The organism is Tropicimonas omnivorans (assembly GCF_031846565.1).
GTDB lineage: Bacteria > Pseudomonadota > Alphaproteobacteria > Rhodobacterales > Rhodobacteraceae > Tropicimonas_B > Tropicimonas_B omnivorans.
Genome location: NZ_JAVRHL010000004.1, coordinates 29,765 through 49,660, shown reverse-complemented (window position 1 = coordinate 49,660; position 19,896 = coordinate 29,765). Strand labels below are relative to the sequence as shown.

Below are 19,896 nucleotides of genomic sequence, written 5' to 3'. Positions count from 1 at the left end.
ACGATGCCTTGGCAATGGCCGGTCCGGACGCGTCGTGTTCGGGCCGGCCATTTTTCCGGGCGCGGGGTCTCGCCCCGACTGCCATGCCGCAGGCGCTTGCACTTGGAACGGTCCGGGTGGCACTAAACCGGATGAACACGGAAGACATACTCAGGAGGCTTCTGGCCTTTCGCGCCGTCACGGGCGGACCCAACACCGAGATCACCGGCTGGGTCGCCGCCTTTCTCGAGGATGCCGGCGCGGAGGTGTCCGTCCTCCCCGGCCCGGATCCCCGGCGGCGCAACATCCTTGCCAGCTTCGGCCCCCGAGATCGCGCCGGTCTCGTCCTGTCCGCCCATCTCGACGTCGTTCCGGCAGAAGAGCCTGACTGGCGCACGGATCCCTTCGAACTGACGGAGAGCGACGGACAGCTTCACGGGCGCGGCACCTCCGACATGCAGGGCTTCGTCGCCTGCCTCCTCTCCCTTGCGCCCGAGTTCGCGAAAAGCGCTGAGGCGCGGACCGTCCATCTCGCGCTCTCCTACGACGAGGAGATCGGCTGCCGCGGCGTACCGCATCTTCTCGCCGAACTGCCGACCCTCTGCGCCCGGCCCTTCGGCGCGCTGATCGGAGAGCCGACCGGGCTCGTTCCCGTGCGCGGGCACAAGGGCAAGGCCGCGGTGGAGGTCACGGTGCGCGGCACGCCCGGCCATTCCTCCCGTCCCGATCTGGGGCGGAACGCGATCCACGGCCTGTCCCGGGTCCTGTCCCGCATCGTGGGCGAGGCTGGGGCGCTCGAGGCCGGGCCGGTGGACCACACCTTCGCTCCGCCCTTCTCGACCATGCAGGCCGGTACGATCTCCGGCGGTCAGGCGCTGAACATCATTCCGGCCGAAGCGCGCCTCGCGATGGAAGTTCGCGCCATTCCCGGCGTCGAGCCGATGGACCTCGTCAGGCCCGTTCTCAATGAGCTCGCCGCGCTGGAGGCGGATGGCTTCGGGACGGCGCACGATGTCGTCGCGACCTACCCCGCCCTCACCCTCCCCACCGATCACCCGATGACCCGTGCGGCGGAAGCGGCAAGCGGCAAGGCCTCCCTCGGCGCCGTGAGCTTTGGTACGGAGGCCGGGCTCTACCAGAAGGCCGGCATCCCCTCGGTCATCTGCGGCCCCGGCGACATTGCGCGGGCCCACAAGGCCAACGAATATGTCCTGCGCGCCGAACTGGACGCGGCGCGGACGTTCCTAGCGGACATGGTCCTGCGCGCCGCGGCGCCCTGAGACGCCTGCTGCCGCCGGAGCGCTCAGTTGCGCGGCGCCGGACGCGATCGCCCCCCCCCGGCCGCTCCAGGCGCAGGCCCTGCAACGAGCCGGCGGGCGGCCCCGGCGTTGTTCTCCGGCCGAAGCTGGACTACGGCTGGACCCCATGGGGGACACGGGCGCCTCCGGGCGGACGAACTGATGGAAGGATCACCAAGATGAGCGCAGCACGGGACTTTTACATCGACGGAGCCTGGCAAGCCTTTCAGGGGTCCGAACGGCTGACGGCGATCAATCCCGCCACCGAAGCGCCGGTGGCCGAGGTCGCCTCCGGACGCGCCGAGGACGTCGAAGCCGCCGTTGCCGCCGCCCGCCGCGCCTTTCCCGAATTTTCCCGCACCCCGGTAGAGGATCGCATTGCCCTGATCGAGCGCATCGCGGGTCTCATCGAGGAACGGATGGATCAGTTCGTCGATGCGATCATCGCCGAGATGGGCGCCGCTCGCCCCTTCGCCGAAGCCTCGCAGGGGCCGAACGGACTGGCGCATGTGAAGGTGCAGGCCGAGGTTCTGAAGAGCTACGAGTTCCTGAAGATGCAGGGCACCACGGCCATCGCCCGGCAGGCCATTGGGGTCTGCGCGCTGATCACCCCGTGGAACTGGCCGCTCTACCAGATCACCGCCAAGGTCGCCCCGGCGCTTGCCGCCGGCTGCACCATGGTCCTGAAGCCGAGCGAGCTGTCTCCGCTCAGTGCGGCGCTCTTCGCGCAGGTCGTGCACGATGCGGGCGTGCCTGAGGGGGTCTTCAACATGGTGACGGGCCGGGGGGAGGTCGTGGGCGCGGCGCTCTCCGAACATCCCGAGGTCGACATGGTCTCGATCACCGGCTCGACCCGCGCTGGCGTGCTCGTCGCCCAGGCGGCGGCCCCGACGGTGAAGCGCGTCGTGCAGGAACTGGGCGGCAAGTCCCCGAACATTCTCCTGGATGATGCCGACTTCGAGACCGCGGTCTCCAAGGGCGTGGTCACGGGCTACCGCAATTGCGGCCAGTCGTGCAGCGCGCCGACGCGGATGATAGTGCCGCGCGCCCGGCTGGGCGAGGTCGAGGACATCGCGAAGCGCACGGCCACGGGCCTGAAGGTCGGCGATCCGACCTCCTCGGACACCGATCTCGGCCCCATCGCCAACAAGGCGCAGTACGGAAAGGTCCTCGAGCTCATCCAGGCGGGGATCGACGAGGGCGCCAAGCTCGTCTGCGGCGGCACCGAGCGCCCGGAAGGACTGAACAACGGCTATTTCGTGGCCCCGACGGTCTTCTCGAACGTCGACATGTCGATGCGGATCGCGCGCGAGGAGATCTTCGGACCGGTCCTGTCGATCCTCGCCTATGACAGCGAGGAAGAGGCGATCGCCATTGCCAACGACACCCGCTACGGCCTCGGCGCCCATGTCCAGTCGGGCGATCAGGATCGCGCCCGCCGCGTCGCCGCCCAGATCCGCGCGGGCCAAGTTCACCTCAATTACCCCGCCTGGGACGGCCACGCCCCCTTCGGCGGCTACAAGCAATCCGGCAACGGCCGCGAATACGGCATGTTCGGCCTGGAGGAATACCTCGAGGTGAAGTCCATCGTCGGCTACTGACGCGCGGCTGCGACGGACCGGGGCGGAGGCGCGGCTACCGACGCCTCCCCCGGTTTACCCCGCAAAGACGAAGACAGGCGGCGGGCCGGCGGGCGCGCCGCCTTTTTCTGTCATGGGCCCCTGTTCCGACCTTGATTGCGCCTTGACCCTCCAGTCGCTGGAATCCCTATCTCTGGCTCGCCACGATCTGGGAGACGATCCATGACCACCTCAGGGACAATCCGCTTCGGCGTCGACGGGATGTCCTGCGGCTCCTGCGTCGGCCGTGTCGAGAAGCGCCTTCTCGCCCTGCCGGGCGTCACAGGAGCGCAGGTCAACCTCGCAACCGAAAACGCGGCCCTGCACCATGACGGCAGCGTCACCACGGGCGAGGTGGAGGCCGCGCTCGCCGAGGCGGGGTATCCGATGCGGCTGACGGAGACCGTCCTGTTGGTCGAGGGGATGAGCTGTGCCTCCTGTATCGGCCGCGTGGAGCGCATGCTCCTCGGCTTGCCGGGCGTTGCATCCGCCGAGGTCGATCTTTCGCGAGGCCGGGCCGTCGTCCGCCATTCAGAGGATTGCGGGGCGGCGGACATTGCCCGGAACCTGACCGCCGCCGGCTACCCCGCGACCGTCCGGGCGGATGCCGAGGAGGCGCGCACGCACGGTGAAGAGCGGCGGGCGGAGGAGGGCCGCGCGCTCAAACGGCAGTTCATCCTCGCCGCGGCGCTCGCCCTCCCCGTCGTCCTGCTCGAGATGGGCGGACACCTCGTCCCCGCCTTCCACGATCTCATCGAGGGGACGATCGGGATGCGCGCCTCATGGCTCGTGCAATTCGTCCTCACGACGGCGATCCTCGCCGGGCCGGGGCGGCACTTCTACGCCAAGGGCTATCCCGCCCTCTTCCGGGCAGCGCCGGACATGAACTCCCTTGTCGCGCTCGGAACGACGGCGGCCTGGCTCTTCTCCTGCATCTGCCTCTTCGTCCCCGAGGCGATACCGGCACAGAGCCGGGCGGTCTATTTCGAGGCGGCCGCGGTGATCGTCGTGCTGATCCTGCTGGGCCGCGTCCTCGAGGCGCGGGCCAGGGGCCGCACTGGCGACGCGATCGCCCGCCTTGCGGGGCTGCGCGCGCGCACGGCGATCGTGGAGCGAGACGGCCGCGAGAGCATGCGGCCCGTGGACGAGATCGTGCCGGGCGACATCGTGCGCGTGCGCCCCGGGGAGACTGTCGCCACCGATGGGGACGTCGTCTCGGGGTGCTCCTTCGTCGATGAGAGCATGATCACGGGCGAGCCTCTTCCGGCCCGGAAGGACGTCGGCGCCGCGGTCACCGGCGGGACGGTGAACGGTACCGGCGCCCTCCGGGTGCGCGCCAGCCGGGTGGGGTCGGACACGGTGCTTTCGCAGATCATTCGCATGGTCGAGGCGGCGCAGGGCGCGCGTCTGCCGATCCAGGGCCTCGTGAACCGCATCACGCTCTACTTCGTTCCGGCGATCCTTCTTGTCGCCCTTCTGACCGTCACGCTCTGGCTCGTCTTCGGCCCCGAGCCGCGGCTCGCCCATGCGCTCGTCGCCGGTGTCGCGGTGCTGATCATCGCCTGCCCCTGTGCCATGGGCCTCGCCACGCCGACGTCGATCACCGTCGGCGCCGGACGCGCGGCGGAGCTGGGCGTTCTCTTTCGCAAGGGGGACGCATTGCAGAGCCTGCAATCCGCGTCGGTGGTCGCCTTCGACAAGACCGGAACGCTGACCGAAGGGCGCCCGACGCTGACCGCCTTCGAGACGGCGTCGGGGGAGGATCGCGCCGATCTGCTCGCCCGCATCGCGGGGATCGAGGCGCTGTCGGAGCATCCCGTCGCACGGGCCATCGCCGGTGGGGCGGAGCGGGAGGGGCTGCCCTCGATACGGCCCGATGACTTTGCCTCGCTGACCGGTCTTGGCGTCTCTGCCCTCTCGGGCGGGCACCGGATCCTGATCGGAGCGGGCCGCCTGATGGCGCAGGAGGGGGTCGACGTGTCTGCCTTCTCCGCCGCTGCGGACGCCATGGCCGAGGAGGGCCGAACCGTGCTCTTCGCCGCGAAGGACGGAGCCGCCGCGGCCCTTGTCGCCGTCTCGGATCCGATCAGGGACAGTGCCAAGCGGGCGGTGGCGGAACTGCAGGCCCAGGGTCTCAGGGTGGCGATGATCACCGGCGACGGCCGCGCGACGGCCGATGCTGTCGCCGGACGCCTCGGGATCGCCGAGGTCGTGGCCGAGGTCATGCCGGACGGCAAGGTCGCGGCGGTCGAGGCGCTGAGGCGCCTCGGACCCGTCGCCTTCGTCGGCGACGGGATCAACGACGCGCCGGCCCTTGCGACGGCAGATGTCGGCATCGCCATCGGCACCGGAACGGACGTCGCCATCGAAAGCGCGGACGTGGTGCTGATGGGCTCGGGCCTCTCCGCCGTCCCGAGCGCATTCGCGATCTCCCGCGCGACGATGCGGAACATCCGGCAGAACCTGTTCTGGGCCTTCGCCTACAACATCGCCCTCGTTCCGATCGCGGCAGGCGTCCTCTACCCGGCCAGCGGCATCCTCATGTCCCCCGTACTGGCGGCGGGCGCGATGGCGCTGTCCTCGGTGTTCGTGCTGTCCAATGCGCTGCGTCTGAGGGGCGCGGTCAGGAAAGGACCGGCGCCAAAAAGCGGGCGCCCGGCGGCCGGAGCGCACCGCCCCGCAGCGACATGAGGGGCAGGAACCGCCGGGCTGTCGCCGGCCCGCCCCACGTCCGGAGGCGGGCCGGCCGCGACGTCACGGGCGGAGCATCACCTTTCCGGCGCGGCCCGGCGTCAGCGCCGCATCGAGGGCAGCGCCCAGATCGTCCAGGCCGAACGTTCCGCCGGTCTCCAGCTTTAGCTCGCCCTTCACCGCCAGTTCGACCAGCTCCCTGGTCAGAGCCTTGCGGCGCGCATCGTCCATGTCCTTGCTGACGCGGGCACCCCAGAAGCCCCTTACCGTGATGTGCTTCATGATGAGGGCGCCGGAGGAGAGCGGCATGGGGGCGCCGGTCGCCGTCCCGAAGACGACGAGTTCGCCGTCCTGCGACAGAAGCTCGACGAGGCGCGCCGAGATGTCGCCTCCGACGCTGTCGATCGCGGAGAGAGCGGCACCGTCGCCGATCACGGCGCGGGCCTTGTCCGTCCAGTCCTCGTCCGAGGTGGAGATGACGTTCGTGAACCCTGCGTCCCGCAATTCATCGGCCGCTTCGGTGCGGCGCACGAGATTGAGAAGGTTGATCCCGCGCGACTTGGCCAGAACCGCCATGATCCGACCGACGGCCCCGTTCGCGGCGGTCTGGATGATCCAGTCGCCCTTCCCGGCCTTCAGCGTTTCCAGAAGCGAGATGGCGGAGAACGGCATCGCGATGAGCTGCGCGCCGAGTTCGTCCGAGATCGCGTCCGGCAGGGGCAGGAGCCCTCCGGCGGGCGCGATGAAGAACTCCGCCCAGGATCCATGGACGTCGGCGACACTCACGCGCCGGCCGAGGAGCCCCTCCTCCACGCCATCGCCCACGGCATCGACCACTCCGGCGGCTTCGGAGCCGCCGATCGCGCCGGGCAGCGGCGGCTTGTAGCCGTAATTGCCGCGGATCGTCCAAAGGTCGTGGTTGTGGATCGGGGACAGGATCGTCCGGATGCGGACCTCCCCCTGCCCCGGCTCCGGCGTCTCGACATCGCGCGCCTTCAGAACGTCGGCGGGCTCGCCGAATGTGTCGTGTACAGCAGCTTTCATGGTGGTCCTCGCAATCTGTCGCGCCCGGGTTCCGGGCGAATGTCCGGTGCGTGCCGGGCCGCGTCGAGGGCCGGGCACCGTTTAGGGGGGAGAACGCGGCGCGTCCCGGCCCCCTTCGCTCAGGTTCAGATAAGACGGGCGGCAAGGCTCTTCCATGGCGGGCGGGCTCTCTCGCCGCGACGGAAGATGCCGGGTCGGTGCGCGGGCCGCCGGGGCGAGCTCAGACTGCCGCGGCAACCGCCTGGTCGGCGAGCCGTCGCACCGCGTCATGCGTGGCGGCCACCGCGATGAAGCGCGCGTTGTGGCAGAACTTCGCGCCCTCGACGCCGGAGGCCTCCTCGAGCGCCGCATCGGTCAGGCCGGCCCATGCCTCCGGCAAATCCGCACGGGCCTCGAAAGTATCGCCGCTCTTGCGGATCGTGGTCAGCACCCAGTCGTCGCCGCGGGGATGGACGACGAAGAGCAGGTGGTCCGCGCCGGCAGTTTCGATGGCGGAGCGGAACGGCATTCCCATCGGCAGCTCCAGAACGCGGGACTCCCCCGCCGCCTCGATCGCCTCCATGACGATTCCCTCTGCGCGCCGTTTCGCCGCGCGCCCCTCGATGGCGGCCTCGACGAAGGCCCGCGCCACGGGGACGGCCGCCAGGAAGGCGCGGTCGTCTGCGCTCTCGCTGCGGTCATCGAAGACCGGCTTCAGGGATTCCAGGAGAACGGGCAGCGTCAGCCCGGCCAGAGGACCGGCGGCCGAAGGCTCCATCGCACCGTTGTCCATCAGGTCGATGGGAACGACGAAGCTGTCGTCGAAGCCCGCGTGGATGACCTCGAGATCGCGTTCGGGGACGCCCAGAGCGCGCAGGTAGTCCCGCCCGTAGCTGGCCCATATCAGACCGAACGAGCTGTAGGGTCGCCCGTCCTCACGCAAGGGGGCGGGGCGCTGGTGGTGATCGAAGATCCGGGCCTCCGCGTCGAACGCCCGGCCGACGTCGTAGACGATCCGGCCCTCCCCCGGCCCGATCCACGAAAGGTCCCGCGTTCGAACGAGCTCCGCCTCCGGAAAGAGCCGCGTCAGGATGACCGAGGACAGAAGCTCGTCGGCGTGGAAGCCGCCCGAATGGGTCACGAGGTGTGTGATGGTCATGGCGCCCCCAAAGCGTATGCGCGAGCCATTCCGGGGCGAGCACGCAGAAAAACGAGGCAGACGCCTCGCACGCGCACGATACGCGCTACGGGCAAGGTCCGCCACCAACAGGTGCCGCGCGGCTTCGCGCGGGGGAGCGGCATTGTAAACCCCAGCGGGGCACGCCGAGGAACGCTTTTCCTCGTCCCCTCCCCTCGCCCGTCAGCTTCCGCTGCGTTTCGAGCGCTTGTTGCCGCCGCGGGAGCCGGCGCGGCCGGCGGTGGACCGACCCGACGCCTTGCGGGCCTCTTCCATCGCCTCTTCCACGGCGGTCTGACGCGCAAGGGGGTCCTCGCCCACGACGAGATCGACGGTTTCCAGCCTCTTGACCTCGTCGCGAAGGCGAGCGGCCTCCTCGAATTCGAGATTTTCGGCCGCCTTGCGCATCTTCTCCCTGAGACCGTCGAGATGGGCCTGCAGGTTCGCCCCGACCAGCGGCTTGTCCACCTTGGCGGTCACCCGGTTCATGTCCGTATCGCCCTGGTAGAGGCCGGACAGCACGTCCTCCACGTTCTTGCGGATCGTGGCGGGCGTGATGCCATGCTCCTCGTTGTAGGCGATCTGCTTCTCGCGGCGACGGTCGGTCTCCCGCATGGCCCGCTCCATCGAGCCCGTGATCCGGTCCGCATACATGATGACGCGCCCGTCCGCGTTCCGCGCCGCCCGCCCGATGGTCTGGACGAGGGACGTCTCCGAGCGCAGGAACCCTTCCTTGTCCGCGTCGAGGATGGCGACGAGACCGCATTCGGGGATGTCGAGACCCTCGCGGAGCAGGTTGATCCCCACGAGAACGTCGAAGGCGCCGAGGCGCAGGTCCCGCAGGATCTCGATCCGCTCGATCGTGTCGATATCGCTGTGCATGTACCGCACGCGGATGCCCTGCTCGTGGAGATACTCCGTCAGATCCTCCGCCATGCGCTTGGTCAGGACCGTCGCCAGCGTCCTGTAGCCGGCCTGGGAGACCCGCCGGATCTCGTCGAGCAGATCGTCCACCTGCATCTCGACCGGGCGCACCTCGACGGGCGGGTCCAGAAGGCCGGTCGGGCGAATGACCTGCTCGGCGAAGACCCCGCCCGACTGCTCGAGCTCCCACGCCGCCGGGGTCGCCGAAACGAAGACCGATTGCGGGCGCATCGCGTCCCATTCCTCGAACTTGAGCGGACGGTTGTCCATGCAGGAGGGCAGTCGGAATCCATGCTCGGCGAGGGTGAACTTGCGCCGGTAGTCGCCTTTGTACATCGCGCCGATCTGGGGCACCGAGACGTGGCTCTCGTCGCAGAACACGATGGCGTTGTCCGGGATGAACTCGAACAGCGTCGGAGGCGGCTCGCCGGGGGCGCGGCCCGTCAGGTACCGGGAGTAGTTCTCGATGCCGTTGCACGAGCCCGTCGCCTCCAGCATCTCCAGATCGAAATTCGTGCGCTGCTCCAGCCGCTGCGCCTCGAGCAGCTTGCCCTCGGCCACGAGCTGGTCGAGCCGCATCCGCAGCTCCTTCTTGATCGAGATCGCCGCCTGCCTGAGCGTCGGACGGGGCGTGACGTAGTGGCTGTTGGCGTAGATGCGGACCCGTTCGAAGGTATCGGTCTTGGCACCGGTGAGGGGGTCGAACTCCGTAATCGCCTCAAGCTCCTCCCCGAAAAAGGAGAGACGCCACGCGCTGTCCTCGAGATGCGCCGGCCAGATCTCGACCACGTCCCCGCGCACCCTGAAGGAGCCGCGCTGGAAGGCCTGGTCGTTGCGCCGGTACTGCTGCGCGATCAGGTCCGCCATGATCTTGCGCTGATCGTATTCACGGCCCGTGTAGAGATCGAGCGTCATCGCCCCGTAGGTCTCCACCGACCCGATACCGTAGATGCAGGACACCGAAGAGACGATGATCACGTCATCGCGCTCCAGAAGCGCACGGGTGGCCGAGTGGCGCATCCGGTCGATCTGCTCGTTGATCTGCGATTCCTTCTCGATATACGTGTCCGAGCGCGGGACGTAGGCCTCCGGCTGGTAGTAATCATAGTACGACACGAAGTACTCGACCGCGTTGTCCGGGAAGAACTGCTTGAATTCGCCGTACAGCTGCGCCGCCAGCGTCTTGTTGTGCGCCATGATGATGGCCGGGCGCTGGGTCTCCTCGATCACCTTGGCCATCGTGAAGGTCTTGCCGGTGCCGGTCGCGCCGAGGAGGACCTGATCCCGCTCGCCGCCGGTCACGCCGCCCGTCAGTTCCTCGATCGCGGCGGGCTGATCCCCCGCCGCGGAGAACTCGGTGTGCATCGTGAACCGCTTGCCGCCTTCGAGCTTCTCGCGCGCCCGGACATCGGCCGGGGCGGCATGGGTCAGAACGGGCATCTGTTCGGGGGAATTGTTATGCATCTGTCACTCCGGGCCGGTGACTGACATGTGCACCCGCGAGCGTCCGGTTCAAGGGAAGAGCTGGCACGGGGGGACGCGCGACGAAGGGAGCCCGCGACGAGGCCGGCCCCGCCGATCCGAGACCGGGGAGCCCGAACGTCGGGAGGCGTGCGTGTCCGGCCCAAGGCGCTTCCGCGCGGTCGCGACACGGGGTGCGGCGCTCGACTGCGTTGCAAAAGCTGTTCGAGATTGGCAGAGAAGGATAGCGAGTCAGCCCAAGGATACAGTCCCATGCGCGCCCGGATCTACCAGCCTTCCCGCACCGCCACCCAATCGGGCACCGCCCGCGCCAGGGGCTGGATCCTGGATTTCGGCAGCGAGGAGCGCGACATCGACCCGCTGATGGGCTGGACATCGTCTTCCGACACGCAGAGCCAGGTTCGCCTGCGCTTCGACACCAAGGAAGCGGCGATCGAATACGCCCGCGAGAAGGGCATCGATTTCGCCGTGGTCGACCCCAAGAAACGCCGCACCAACGTCCGCGCCCGTGGCTACGGCGAGAACTTCGCCACCGACCGCCGCGGCGCCTGGACGCACTGAGGGTGTTGTAAATCCGGATAAAGTTGTCTCGAAATCGGGATAAGGATTTCGCGAAACTTAGGTCTGGCCAAGATGTGGGGCGCCCAGTGGGCGCCCATACTATTTCCAGATAACGCTTGTAGGCCTCGCTTGCCGGTGCATGATCCCGCTGCCGTTGCGTCGAGCGAAAAGGTGAAGATGGCGCGCAAGGCCCTCAACAAGCCGAACCTCGTGGAGCTCGGCGCGGACACGCTTGCGGACCTTCTGCTCGAAACCGTCAAGGGTGACGCGGCCCGACAGCGGCGGGTGCGCATGGTGCTCTCCGCCGATCAGGGGCTGGAGACGATCCGAGCGGACGTCCTGAAGCGTTTCTCTTCGATCCGCCGGGGCCGCAGCTTCCTCTCCCGCCAGGCGCAAAAGAAGCTGGCGCAGGAACTCTCGGATCTGACGCAGCTCATCGAAACCCGCATCGCGCCGGACGCCCCGGATGCCGCCTTCGACCTTCTCTGGACGCAACTGCACCTCGCCGCCGGGATCCATGAGCGCACCGACGACAGCTGGGGCACGATCGGCGACGTCATGGGCGATGCCATGGCGGCTATCGATCAGCTCGCTCCGCGACTGAGCAAGGCGCCGGAGGCGCTGGCCGAAGACGTTTTCGAAGCGGTCTCGGAGGACGGCTACGGGGCCTTCGACGACGCAGTCCCCGCGCTCGCCGAGGCGCTCGGCGCCGCGGGTCTGGCGCGCCTCAGAACGCTGGCGGAAGCTGCGCGCGATGCACCACTGACCGAGCCCGACCACGCCCGGCACGTCTTCATTCGGGATGACAATACACGCGCCGAGCGTGCCCTCGTGGGGCGGAACCTGACGGCCAACATGATCCTGCGGGACGTGGCGGACGCGGAAGGCGACGTGGACAGCTGGCTCGCGCAGCACACGGCCGAGCAGCTGACCTATACCACGATCGCCCCCTCAGCCGCGACGCGGCTGGTGGAGGCCGGCCGTCCCGAGGAGGCGCTGCGACTGGTCGAGGCCGTGCGCCCTCGGGACAGCAGCAATCCATGGGACGACACACCCGAGCTGGACGAGGCCCGTTTCGCCTGCCTCGAGGCGCTCGGGCGGACGGACGACCTGCGCGCCGCCCTCTGGCACCGCTTCGAGCGGCACCTCTGCCCCGACGCTTTGCGCCGCCATCTCAGCCTGCTACCCGACTTCGAGGACATCGAGGCCGAAGAGGCCGCGCGACGGCTCGTGCTCGGGCACGAGCCTATCGAACGGGCGCTGGTCTATTGCCTGCAGGCGCCAGACCTACCGCTTGCGGCAGGGCTCATCGACGCCCGCAGCGACGAGATCGACGGCGACGCCTACGAGATCCTCACCCCGCGCGGCACCTGGCCTCCTGTGCCGCGGCCGACATCGAGATCGCAGATTACGGCTTGCACCCGCCCCACGCGGGATATCTGGACACCCTACGCCAGTCGCACCCCAAAAAGACAGCCTTCTGGCAGCGAGTGCGGGCGGAATGATGTATCACTGCGAAAACATTGCGGCCCAGCTCTGGCTTCGAAGCTCATCCGGGTCCGGCCGTCGACCGAATTTCGCAAAAAGCGATATTCTCTCTAAGCCAGAGCGCGTGGGGCTGGCCGATGGGTCCGACCGGCCCATTCCGGACCTTCGCCTCCGCTCTCAATGCTGCAGCGCGGCCCGCCGAACCGGTCGTCCGCCGCAGTCGCGAGATCGAGACGGCCGCGAACTCACACTATGCGGACGAAGCAGCCCTTGCCAGATCATATAACGCTGCCTATTGGTCTCCTTGGTGTACGCGAGGATTTCATGCGCCGACTTACCCTACTTCTGCTATCTCTCCCTGCATTGGCAATGGCCGAGCCGGTTCACATTCCCGGACCGCAGGGTCAGCTTGAGGCGGAAATGATCGCCGTCGAGGGGGCTGGTCATGTGGTCATCATCATTCCTGGGTCGGGTCCGACAGACCGGGACGGAAATTCGCCGCAGATGGGCCTCTCGACTGACACCTACAGATTGCTGGCCGAGGCATTGGCCGAACAAGGGATCGCCTCTTTGCGTATCGACAAGAGGGGGTTTTATGGCAGCGCCGGGGCTATTGCCGATCCCAACAATGTCACCATCCGTGCATATGCTGAAGATGTGCGCAATTGGGCAGCATACGCCTCGAGCGTCGCACCTTGTGTATGGCTTGCCGGGCACTCCGAAGGTGGACTGGTGTCCCTTGTGGCCGCCCAAGACGCGCCGGAAAATCTCTGCGGCTTGATCCTTCTGGCAACGCCGGGGCGCCCGATAGGGCAACTCATGATCGAACAGTTCAAGGCCAATCCGGCCAACGCTCCTTTGATGCCTGAGGTCAGCGCCATCGTAGCTGATCTTGAGGCGGGCGAGACCCGCGATCCAGATTCTGTGTCCGCGGTCCTGCGTCCGCTATTCTCTGCTGGACTTCAGCGCTACATGATCGACCTCTTCTCCTATGACCCCGCAGAGATCGCCGAAGACTGGAATGGCCCCGTGCTGATCGTCCAAGGAAGCGAAGACACGCAAATCCGACCTCGCGATGCCGATCTTCTTGCCAGTGCGCTGCCGCAGTCCCAACGGATCAATCTTGTTCGGGGAACGCATATGCTGAAGACTGCTGTCGCCGGGAAACCCTTTGCCACATATACTGACCCATCCCTGCCTCTCTATGAAAATCTTGTGCCCGGCATCGCCAGTCTAATCGACGAATCTGCGCATCCCGACTGACAACTTTGGGCTCTCCGCGAACCTTCGTCGCGGCTTGCCTGAGCGACGGCACCGCGGGACAAAACCGTTATTGACCGAATGTCGGCTCTGGACACGGAAGGTAACCGCGTCGTCGGATCGTCAATTTCATTGCCCGACGACATCTCTCGACGCGGTGCCCGCGAGCTTCGACAAAAGGTAGTCGGCTACGAGGGAGACGTGCGCTTCGCTTTTCGTCGGCCGATGAACCGAAATCGCCACATCAGGCAGTGAGGGGAACCCCTCTCTTCCGTCGATGACCTTGAGGCTGGCGGGTATGGTTGAAGCCTCCATCACTGACACGCTGGCGTTTTCGAGAATGGCTTTCTCCATTAGCCCGATACTGCGGGTGGAATAGGCCACGCGCCACGGTCGGTCGATGCGCCGCAAGGCGTCTAGGGCGATGTCGCGGCAGACACATCCCGCTGGAAACAGCACCAGCGACAGCGCCGCTGCCGGGTCGTCCAGATAGTCCGGCGCAGCGACCCAGTGAAGCGGTTCGTACCGAGCTATCTCGCCAGCAACAGCATTCGTCGGGTGGGTTGCGACGACGACATCAAGGGCTCGCGTGCCAAGTTGCGGCAGCAGATCGCAGGCATTGTCGCACGTGACCTCCAACTGCAGTCTAGGATAATCCTTGCCGATGGCGGAGAGGATCGGCGGCAACAGGAACGTGGCATAGTCGTCCGGTGCTCCAATCCTGACCAGCCCCGCGGCTTCGGGCCGCTGGATATGTGAAAGCGCGGCGTCGTTCGCAGCGAGGATGCGATTGGCATAGACCAGCAGGGCCTCGCCCGCATGTGTGACCGCGACAGACTGACGGCTCCGGTCGAAGAGGCGTTTTCCGACAATCTCTTCAAGCCGCTTCACTTGAAGGCTTACCGCCGACTGGGTGCGGCCGACCGCGTTGGCCGCCTTCGTGAAGTTGAGATGGGCTGCCACCGCCACGAAGGACCGCAGAAGGTCAATTTCGAGGTCACGCTTCATGTCTCGATGATAAGCGGAACTCATTACTCTTAGCAAACCTATTCGTTTCAGAAATCTATAGAGCTGCCGTAGTCTGATCTTGGAGGTGATCGGTATGTTGGCAACTCTTGCTCAAAGCATGTTCGTGGCAACACGCATGTCATCCTTGGGAACAGTGGAACAAGGAGGGGATGGGCGCTTCGTGCCGAGGCGGAAGGTCAAGGACCAGGCCTTCGAGCTGCGAAAGGAACATCGGCACATGCATTCAGCCGAGCATAAACAAAAACTTGACGAGTTCGTCCGTCTTCACCGAGCGCCTGGCGCGTTCCTGATGCCGAACACCTGGGATGCCGGCACGGCACGCATCCTCGAAGGCATGGGCTTTCCCGCCTTGGCAACGACAAGCGCTGGGTTGGCCTTCTCAATGGGCTTGAGGGATTCCAGCGGCAGCCTGTCACGCCGACAGATCGTGGAGAATGCTCGTTCAATTGTCGAGGCCACATCTTTACCCGTTTCCGCGGACCTGGAGAACGGCTTCGGTGCTTCGCCGGAGGATTGCGCGCAGACCGTGCGCGAGGCCGCAGCCGTCGGTCTGTGCGGTGGCGCTATCGAAGATGCGACAGGTGACCCGAGCGATCCGATCTACGATTTCGAGCTTGCAGTTGAGCGGATACGCGCAGCCGTTGAGTCGAGACCTACGAAGAATTTCCTGATCACCGCCAGGGCGGAGAACTTCATCTACGGCCGCCCTGATCTTGGCGACACGATCCGACGCCTGAAAGCCTTCGAACAATCAGGAGCGGATGTGGTTTACGCTCCGGGCCTGCCGGACATCGAATGCGTTCGCGCGGTGTGTGAAGCGGTCACGGTTCCCGTCAACGTGGTAGTCGGGCTTTCCGCCACGACGTACACGGTAGACGATCTCTCGAAGACTGGCGTCCGACGCATCAGCACCGGCGGTTCGCTGGCGCGCGCGGCGCTCGGCGAAATGATCCGCGCCGCGGAGGAGCTGAAGGATTGTGGAACCTACGGCTACGCTGACAAGGCGGTTTCGGATGCAACCGCCGCCAATCTAATGAAAAAAATCAAGCAGACGACAGTCTGATGCCGATTAAACCCAATTGGGCAAAACAGTAGTTCGCGGCGCACCGACGAATGCTCAGGTTGGGCTCAAAGCAGACCTGCGGCGGCGCGGCAGGCCCCTAGCCCTGGCGCGCCTGGCCCGAGGGCGCTGACGGCCCGTTGCTGCCATTCGCTCCAAGCGCAGCGGATGACCGGTCCCATTCCAAGGGACCTTCTTGTGCCGTACGGAATGCGCTCATCACTTCGGACGCACACGTGCGCGCGCCCTCCAACCGCACGGTGGGTGCAAACCGTCGACACTCCATCACAAGTGAAAAGCTTCGAACAGCCAGTTTCGTCTTGGAAGTTCCTGTTTGCATCTGCTCTAACTGACGACAGGATACCGAAAATTTGGAAGTACTGTTTGCATGCCCCTGTTCAATCCGAAGGCAATAGCGCGCCATGCGAAGGTCGTGGAGATCCCGGAATCGCACCTGAAGCACCTTCAGGAATGGCGCGACATGATCGAGGACGGGCGCATCGGCGGTCTCAAAGAGACTGCTCTGCATGGCCAGTTTTCCACCAAGATCGTCGAAGGCGTCCTTGGATATACCGGGCCTGCATCCGGTTCGAACTACACGGTTGCGACTGAGAAAAGCATACTGCGGGGGAGCGTCGATCTCGCCCTTGGCCATTTCTCCGAAAAATCAAACGAGATCATCGCGCCATTCGAATTGAAAGGCGCAAAGACACATGACCTCGACGCAATCATGCCGGGGCGCAACAAGAGCCCGGTCCAGCAAGCGTGGGAATACGCCACCCATGCGCGTGGGGTTAAGTGGGTTCTCGTCTCCAATTACGTCGAGCTGCGCCTCTATGGCTTCGGGGAAGGCACCGCAGCCTATGACGTATTCCGACTGAATGAGCTTACCGACCCCGAAGAATATGCGCGTTTCATGCTTCTGCTGTCGGCTGACAATCTTCTGTCGGGCAAGACGCTCGATCTCCTCAAGGAGAGTCGGAAGGAAGACAAGGACATCACCGATAGCTTGTATCGGGATTACAAAGCGTTGCGGCTGAAACTCCTTTCAGGGGTCGAGGATGCGGATCCGACCCGCGCCGGTCTCCAGGCGATCGCATTGGCACAGAAAATCCTCGACAGGGTGCTTTTCATCGCCTTTGCCGAAGACACTGGCCTGCTGCCACGAAATACGCTTGCGAGTGCCTATGAGGCCCGTGACGTCTATAACCCGCACCCGGTATGGGACAATTTCAAGGGCCTCTTCCGCGCCATCGACAAGGGCAGCGAGGCGCTCAAGATCCCGCGATACAACGGTGGCCTTTTTCGTCAGGATCCGGCCATTGATGATCTCACGCTTCCGGACGAAATTTGCGAAGGCTTCAAGGTCCTTGGGGGATATGACTTTGCTTCCGAGGTTTCTGTCACCGTCTTGGGGCACATCTTCGAACAGTCCATTGCGGATGTCGAACGGCTCCAAGCCATTGCCCGCGGCGAGGAGGAAGAACCGGAGAAAGCGACCGGCACGACCGGACGCCGCAAGCGGGACGGGGTGGTCTATACTCCAGACTACATCGCCCGTTTCATCGTGGCCGAAACGCTCGGCGTCCATCTTGAGGAGATCTTCGTCGGAATCCTGCGCGACCATGCGGTGAACGGGGCCGACCTGAGCGACTATGCGGCCATCAAGTGGCGGGCCAAGAAGTCGGGTGAACTCAAGGCATGGAAAGCCTATCGGGACCGGCTGCGCTCCCTTCGGATTGTCGATCCCGCCTGTGGGTCCGGCGTCTTCCTGATCATGGCGCTCGACTTCATGCGAGCCGAACTCACCCGGGTGAACGATAAAATCAAGGAGCTCTCCCCGAAGGAAGAGTACTTCGGCGACCTGCTGACATATGTCCCCGATAGCGAGATCCTGACCAACAACCTGTTCGGAGTGGATGTCAACGAAGAGAGCATCGAGATCACAAAGCTCTCGCTGTGGATCAAGACGGCGCAGCGCGGCAAGGTCCTCGACAGCCTCTCGGGCAGTATTCGCGTGGGGGACAGCCTGATCGAGGACAGCAACTTCGCCTATCTTGATCATGACTTCAACTGGGAGATCGCCTTCCGGGAGGTCTTTGCCGAGGACGGCTTTGACGTGGTGCTGGGCAACCCGCCTTACGTTCGGATGGAGTTCCTCAAGACCCTCAAGCCCTATCTCGAAAGCCGCTATGAGGTCGTCTCGGATCGGGCAGACCTCTATTGCTATTTCTACGAACGTGGGCTGCGCCTGCTGAAACCCGGCGGCCGTCTCGGCTACATCTCGTCCAATACCTTCTTCAAGACGGGTTCCGGCAAGCCGCTGCGGCAATACCTGCTGCGCGAGGCGACCATCGAAAAGGTGGTCGATTTTGGCGACTTGCAGGTTTTTGAAGGTGTCACCACCTACCCGGCCATTCTGACCATGCGCAAGGAAAAGCCTGCGAAGGACCATGAGATTAAGTTCTGGAAGGTGGACAGTCTGCCGGAAAACAACTTCCAGGCTACCTGGGAAGCCGGCGCCGGGCCTTACCCTCAGGATGCGCTCGGGGCAGGTTCTTGGGAGCTTGAGAACCCCGCCCTGAGGGCGCTCAGGGACAAGATCCGTGCTGGACGCCCTACTCTCAAGGACGTGTACGGAGCGCCGCTCTACGGCATCAAAACGGGCCTGAACGCCGCCTTTGTAATCGACACCCCGACCAAGGAGGCGATCTGCGCTCAGGATACGAAATCCGCCGATTTGTTAAAGCCGTTTCTGGAAGGCAAAGACCTGAAGCGCTGGCGGGCCGAGCCGCGCGGATTGTGGCTGATTTACATTAAAAAAAATAGAATTGCGATTGACGACTATCCCGCAATCCGAGATTGGCTCCTGCCTTTCAAGGCGAAGCTGGAAAAACGGGCGACGAAACAGGCATGGTTTGAGCTACAGCAAGCCCAAGACGCCTATGCTCCTTATTTCGACCCTCCTAAAATCGCCTATGGGCACTTCCAAGATCGGCCAATATACTCTTTGGACCAAACAGGTGCCTACTCCAACAACAAGACATACTTTATACCGACCGGCGGTTGGGATCTTCTGGCGCTACTGAACTCAAAGGTTCTATGGTTTGATTTTTGTTCGCGCACTACTTCAGTGCGAGGCGGGTGGAGGGAAGCAACTGCTCAGCATATCGAACCCTTACCCGTACCGGCAAATCTACCCGATGGGCTGGCGAAGCTTGGAAAGCAATGCCAAGCGGCCGCCCAAGCCCGCTTGGAACTCCAAACCAACTTCACCCGACGCATTCCCGATCTCTGCCCACCAAACCGCGAAGCCAAGCTGAATACCAAGCTCAAGGAATGGTGGGCCTTCCCCGGCTTCGCCGAGTTCCGTGCCGAGGCGAAGAAGGTCTTCAAGGCCGACATCCCCCTTTCCGAGCGCTCCGACTGGGAAGACTGGCTGATCCGCGACCGCGCCGAGATCAACCGCCTCACTGCCGAAATCGCTCAGGCCGAAGCCGAGATCGACGCCATCGTCTACGGTCTCTTCGACCTGACCGAGGAGGAAATCGCGCTTCTCGAAGCCGCCTTATCCTAAAGGCGTCCGCTGCGCATCGCGGTCATTCATGCGATGCGCAGCGAAATTCCGCTTTCCGCCCTTCGTGCCCAAGCAGGCGGCCCGTTCCGCGCCGAGCAGCAATGTCGTAAATAGGCTGGAAGACGGCTCTCTCATCAGGGAGAGACCCAGACGGTCGGCCTCGAACTCGTGCTGGCGACCGTAGGGGAAGACAACGCCGTAGCGCAGGCCCAGCCCGAGCGGCGCCATGATCTCCTCGTCGAACTCAATGTCGGATTGCCGCAGAAAGACGGCGACCACTCGTTGCAGTGCGTTCTGGGCGCGGGCGTTGCCCATGGGCCCGCGCACATGGTCGTCCTGCAGGTGGCCTATCTCGTGGCCGATCACCGCAGCCAACTGATCCGGGCTTTCGTCCAGGTCGTAGAGCTACCTATAAGTGACCGCAGTGCGCAGGGGCCCGACTTTGCAAACTCGGTATTCAGACGGGTTGGGGCGAGGTTTCATGCTGCGATGGCGTTCGCAGAGGGAGACGTTCGCCGCAGGTGCATCATCGTATGGAGCGCGGCGGTCGGCACTGCGGACGTTTCTGCGGTTCGCCGCGAGTGCTCGATTCGTGCTGCGGATGTGAAAGCCCTCAGGAAGGGCGGAAAGCGGACCTTCGCTGCGGTCGCGAAGGCACACAGTTGCATCGTTGAAGCGGACATTCAGCCGGGAACCCAGGCCGAAACCCGCCCGATAAACACAAAGGG

The 19,896-nt window shown here is 65.1% G+C and carries 12 protein-coding genes and 1 pseudogene; 8 read left to right on the top strand and 5 right to left on the bottom strand.

Annotation, left to right across the window (positions count from 1 at the left end; genetic code table 11):
- Positions 1-131: 131 nt before the first annotated feature.
- From argE to RM543_RS16080, 3 genes are all read left to right on the top strand, one after another.
- The gene (gene argE / locus RM543_RS16090; RefSeq protein WP_311693477.1) at positions 132-1,259 is read left to right on the top strand and encodes an acetylornithine deacetylase; all 1,128 of its coding nucleotides are present in this window, start codon (positions 132-134) and stop codon (positions 1,257-1,259) included.
- A 197-nt stretch (positions 1,260-1,456) separates the two neighbouring features.
- The gene (locus RM543_RS16085) at positions 1,457-2,878 is read left to right on the top strand and encodes an aldehyde dehydrogenase family protein (protein WP_311693476.1); all 1,422 of its coding nucleotides are present in this window, start codon (positions 1,457-1,459) and stop codon (positions 2,876-2,878) included.
- Between the two features lie 201 nt (positions 2,879-3,079).
- Positions 3,080-5,587 carry a heavy metal translocating P-type ATPase gene (locus tag RM543_RS16080; RefSeq protein WP_311693474.1) on the top strand — a complete coding sequence of 836 codons (2,508 nt, stop codon included), beginning with the start codon at positions 3,080-3,082 and terminating at the stop codon, positions 5,585-5,587.
- Between the two features lie 63 nt (positions 5,588-5,650).
- Here the strand turns inward: RM543_RS16080 and RM543_RS16075 are convergent, their stop codons facing one another.
- The 3 genes from RM543_RS16075 to uvrB form a co-directional block, all read right to left on the bottom strand.
- A complete protein-coding gene (locus RM543_RS16075; protein WP_311693472.1) occupies positions 5,651-6,631 on the bottom strand; it encodes a zinc-binding dehydrogenase in 981 nt (326 codons plus the stop codon).
- A 220-nt stretch (positions 6,632-6,851) separates the two neighbouring features.
- Positions 6,852-7,769: an MYG1 family protein gene (locus tag RM543_RS16070; RefSeq protein ID WP_311693470.1), complete on the bottom strand. Its 918-nt coding sequence runs from the start codon at positions 7,767-7,769 to the stop codon at positions 6,852-6,854.
- A 201-nt stretch (positions 7,770-7,970) separates the two neighbouring features.
- Positions 7,971-10,175 carry an excinuclease ABC subunit UvrB gene (uvrB, locus tag RM543_RS16065; protein ID WP_311693468.1) on the bottom strand — a complete coding sequence of 735 codons (2,205 nt, stop codon included), beginning with the start codon at positions 10,173-10,175 and terminating at the stop codon, positions 7,971-7,973.
- A gap of 270 nt (positions 10,176-10,445) precedes the next feature.
- Here uvrB and RM543_RS16060 point away from each other — a divergent pair, with 270 nt between their 5' ends.
- From RM543_RS16060 to RM543_RS16050, 3 genes and pseudogenes are all read left to right on the top strand, one after another.
- A complete protein-coding gene (locus tag RM543_RS16060) occupies positions 10,446-10,754 on the top strand; it encodes an ETC complex I subunit (protein ID WP_311693466.1) in 309 nt (102 codons plus the stop codon).
- Between the two features lie 72 nt (positions 10,755-10,826).
- A pseudogene (locus RM543_RS16055) lies at positions 10,827-12,259 on the top strand (DUF6880 family protein).
- Positions 12,260-12,611: 352 nt separating this feature from the next.
- Positions 12,612-13,505, top strand: coding sequence for an alpha/beta hydrolase (locus RM543_RS16050; protein WP_311693462.1), 894 nt, complete (start codon positions 12,612-12,614; stop codon positions 13,503-13,505).
- Between the two features lie 126 nt (positions 13,506-13,631).
- On the opposite strand, the gene RM543_RS16045 is transcribed toward RM543_RS16050, so the two are convergent.
- Complete coding sequence (locus RM543_RS16045; protein ID WP_311693460.1) at positions 13,632-14,510, bottom strand: LysR family transcriptional regulator; 879 nt, start codon at positions 14,508-14,510, stop codon at positions 13,632-13,634.
- Between the two features lie 238 nt (positions 14,511-14,748).
- Between RM543_RS16045 and RM543_RS16040 the strand changes: the two genes are divergently transcribed.
- Both RM543_RS16040 and RM543_RS16035 read left to right on the top strand, forming a co-directional pair.
- Positions 14,749-15,594 (top strand): isocitrate lyase/PEP mutase family protein, encoded by an 846-nt coding sequence (locus RM543_RS16040; protein ID WP_311693458.1) that lies wholly within the window; start codon positions 14,749-14,751, stop codon positions 15,592-15,594.
- A gap of 385 nt (positions 15,595-15,979) precedes the next feature.
- Positions 15,980-19,168, top strand: coding sequence for an Eco57I restriction-modification methylase domain-containing protein (locus RM543_RS16035; RefSeq protein WP_311693456.1), 3,189 nt, complete (start codon positions 15,980-15,982; stop codon positions 19,166-19,168).
- Here the strand turns inward: RM543_RS16035 and RM543_RS16030 are convergent.
- Positions 19,160-19,564: a M48 family metalloprotease gene (locus RM543_RS16030; protein ID WP_311693919.1), complete on the bottom strand. Its 405-nt coding sequence runs from the start codon at positions 19,562-19,564 to the stop codon at positions 19,160-19,162. The genes RM543_RS16035 and RM543_RS16030 overlap by 9 nt on opposite strands.
- Between the last annotated feature and the right edge of the window lie 332 nt (positions 19,565-19,896).

Excerpts from the sequence above, each read along its gene's own strand:
- argE (WP_311693477.1), top strand. The coding sequence starts at position 132 with ATGAACACGGAAGACATACTCAGGAGGCTTCTGGCCTTTCGCGCCGTC.
- RM543_RS16085 (WP_311693476.1), top strand. The coding sequence starts at position 1,457 with ATGAGCGCAGCACGGGACTTTTACATCGACGGAGCCTGGCAAGCCTTT.
- RM543_RS16080 (WP_311693474.1), top strand. The coding sequence starts at position 3,080 with ATGACCACCTCAGGGACAATCCGCTTCGGCGTCGACGGGATGTCCTGC.
- RM543_RS16075 (WP_311693472.1), bottom strand. The coding sequence starts at position 6,631 with ATGAAAGCTGCTGTACACGACACATTCGGCGAGCCCGCCGACGTTCTG.
- RM543_RS16070 (WP_311693470.1), bottom strand. The coding sequence starts at position 7,769 with ATGACCATCACACACCTCGTGACCCATTCGGGCGGCTTCCACGCCGAC.
- uvrB (WP_311693468.1), bottom strand. The coding sequence starts at position 10,175 with ATGCATAACAATTCCCCCGAACAGATGCCCGTTCTGACCCATGCCGCC.
- RM543_RS16060 (WP_311693466.1), top strand. The coding sequence starts at position 10,446 with ATGCGCGCCCGGATCTACCAGCCTTCCCGCACCGCCACCCAATCGGGC.
- RM543_RS16050 (WP_311693462.1), top strand. The coding sequence starts at position 12,612 with ATGGCCGAGCCGGTTCACATTCCCGGACCGCAGGGTCAGCTTGAGGCG.
- RM543_RS16045 (WP_311693460.1), bottom strand. The coding sequence starts at position 14,510 with ATGAAGCGTGACCTCGAAATTGACCTTCTGCGGTCCTTCGTGGCGGTG.
- RM543_RS16040 (WP_311693458.1), top strand. The coding sequence starts at position 14,749 with ATGCATTCAGCCGAGCATAAACAAAAACTTGACGAGTTCGTCCGTCTT.
- RM543_RS16035 (WP_311693456.1), top strand. The coding sequence starts at position 15,980 with ATGCCCCTGTTCAATCCGAAGGCAATAGCGCGCCATGCGAAGGTCGTG.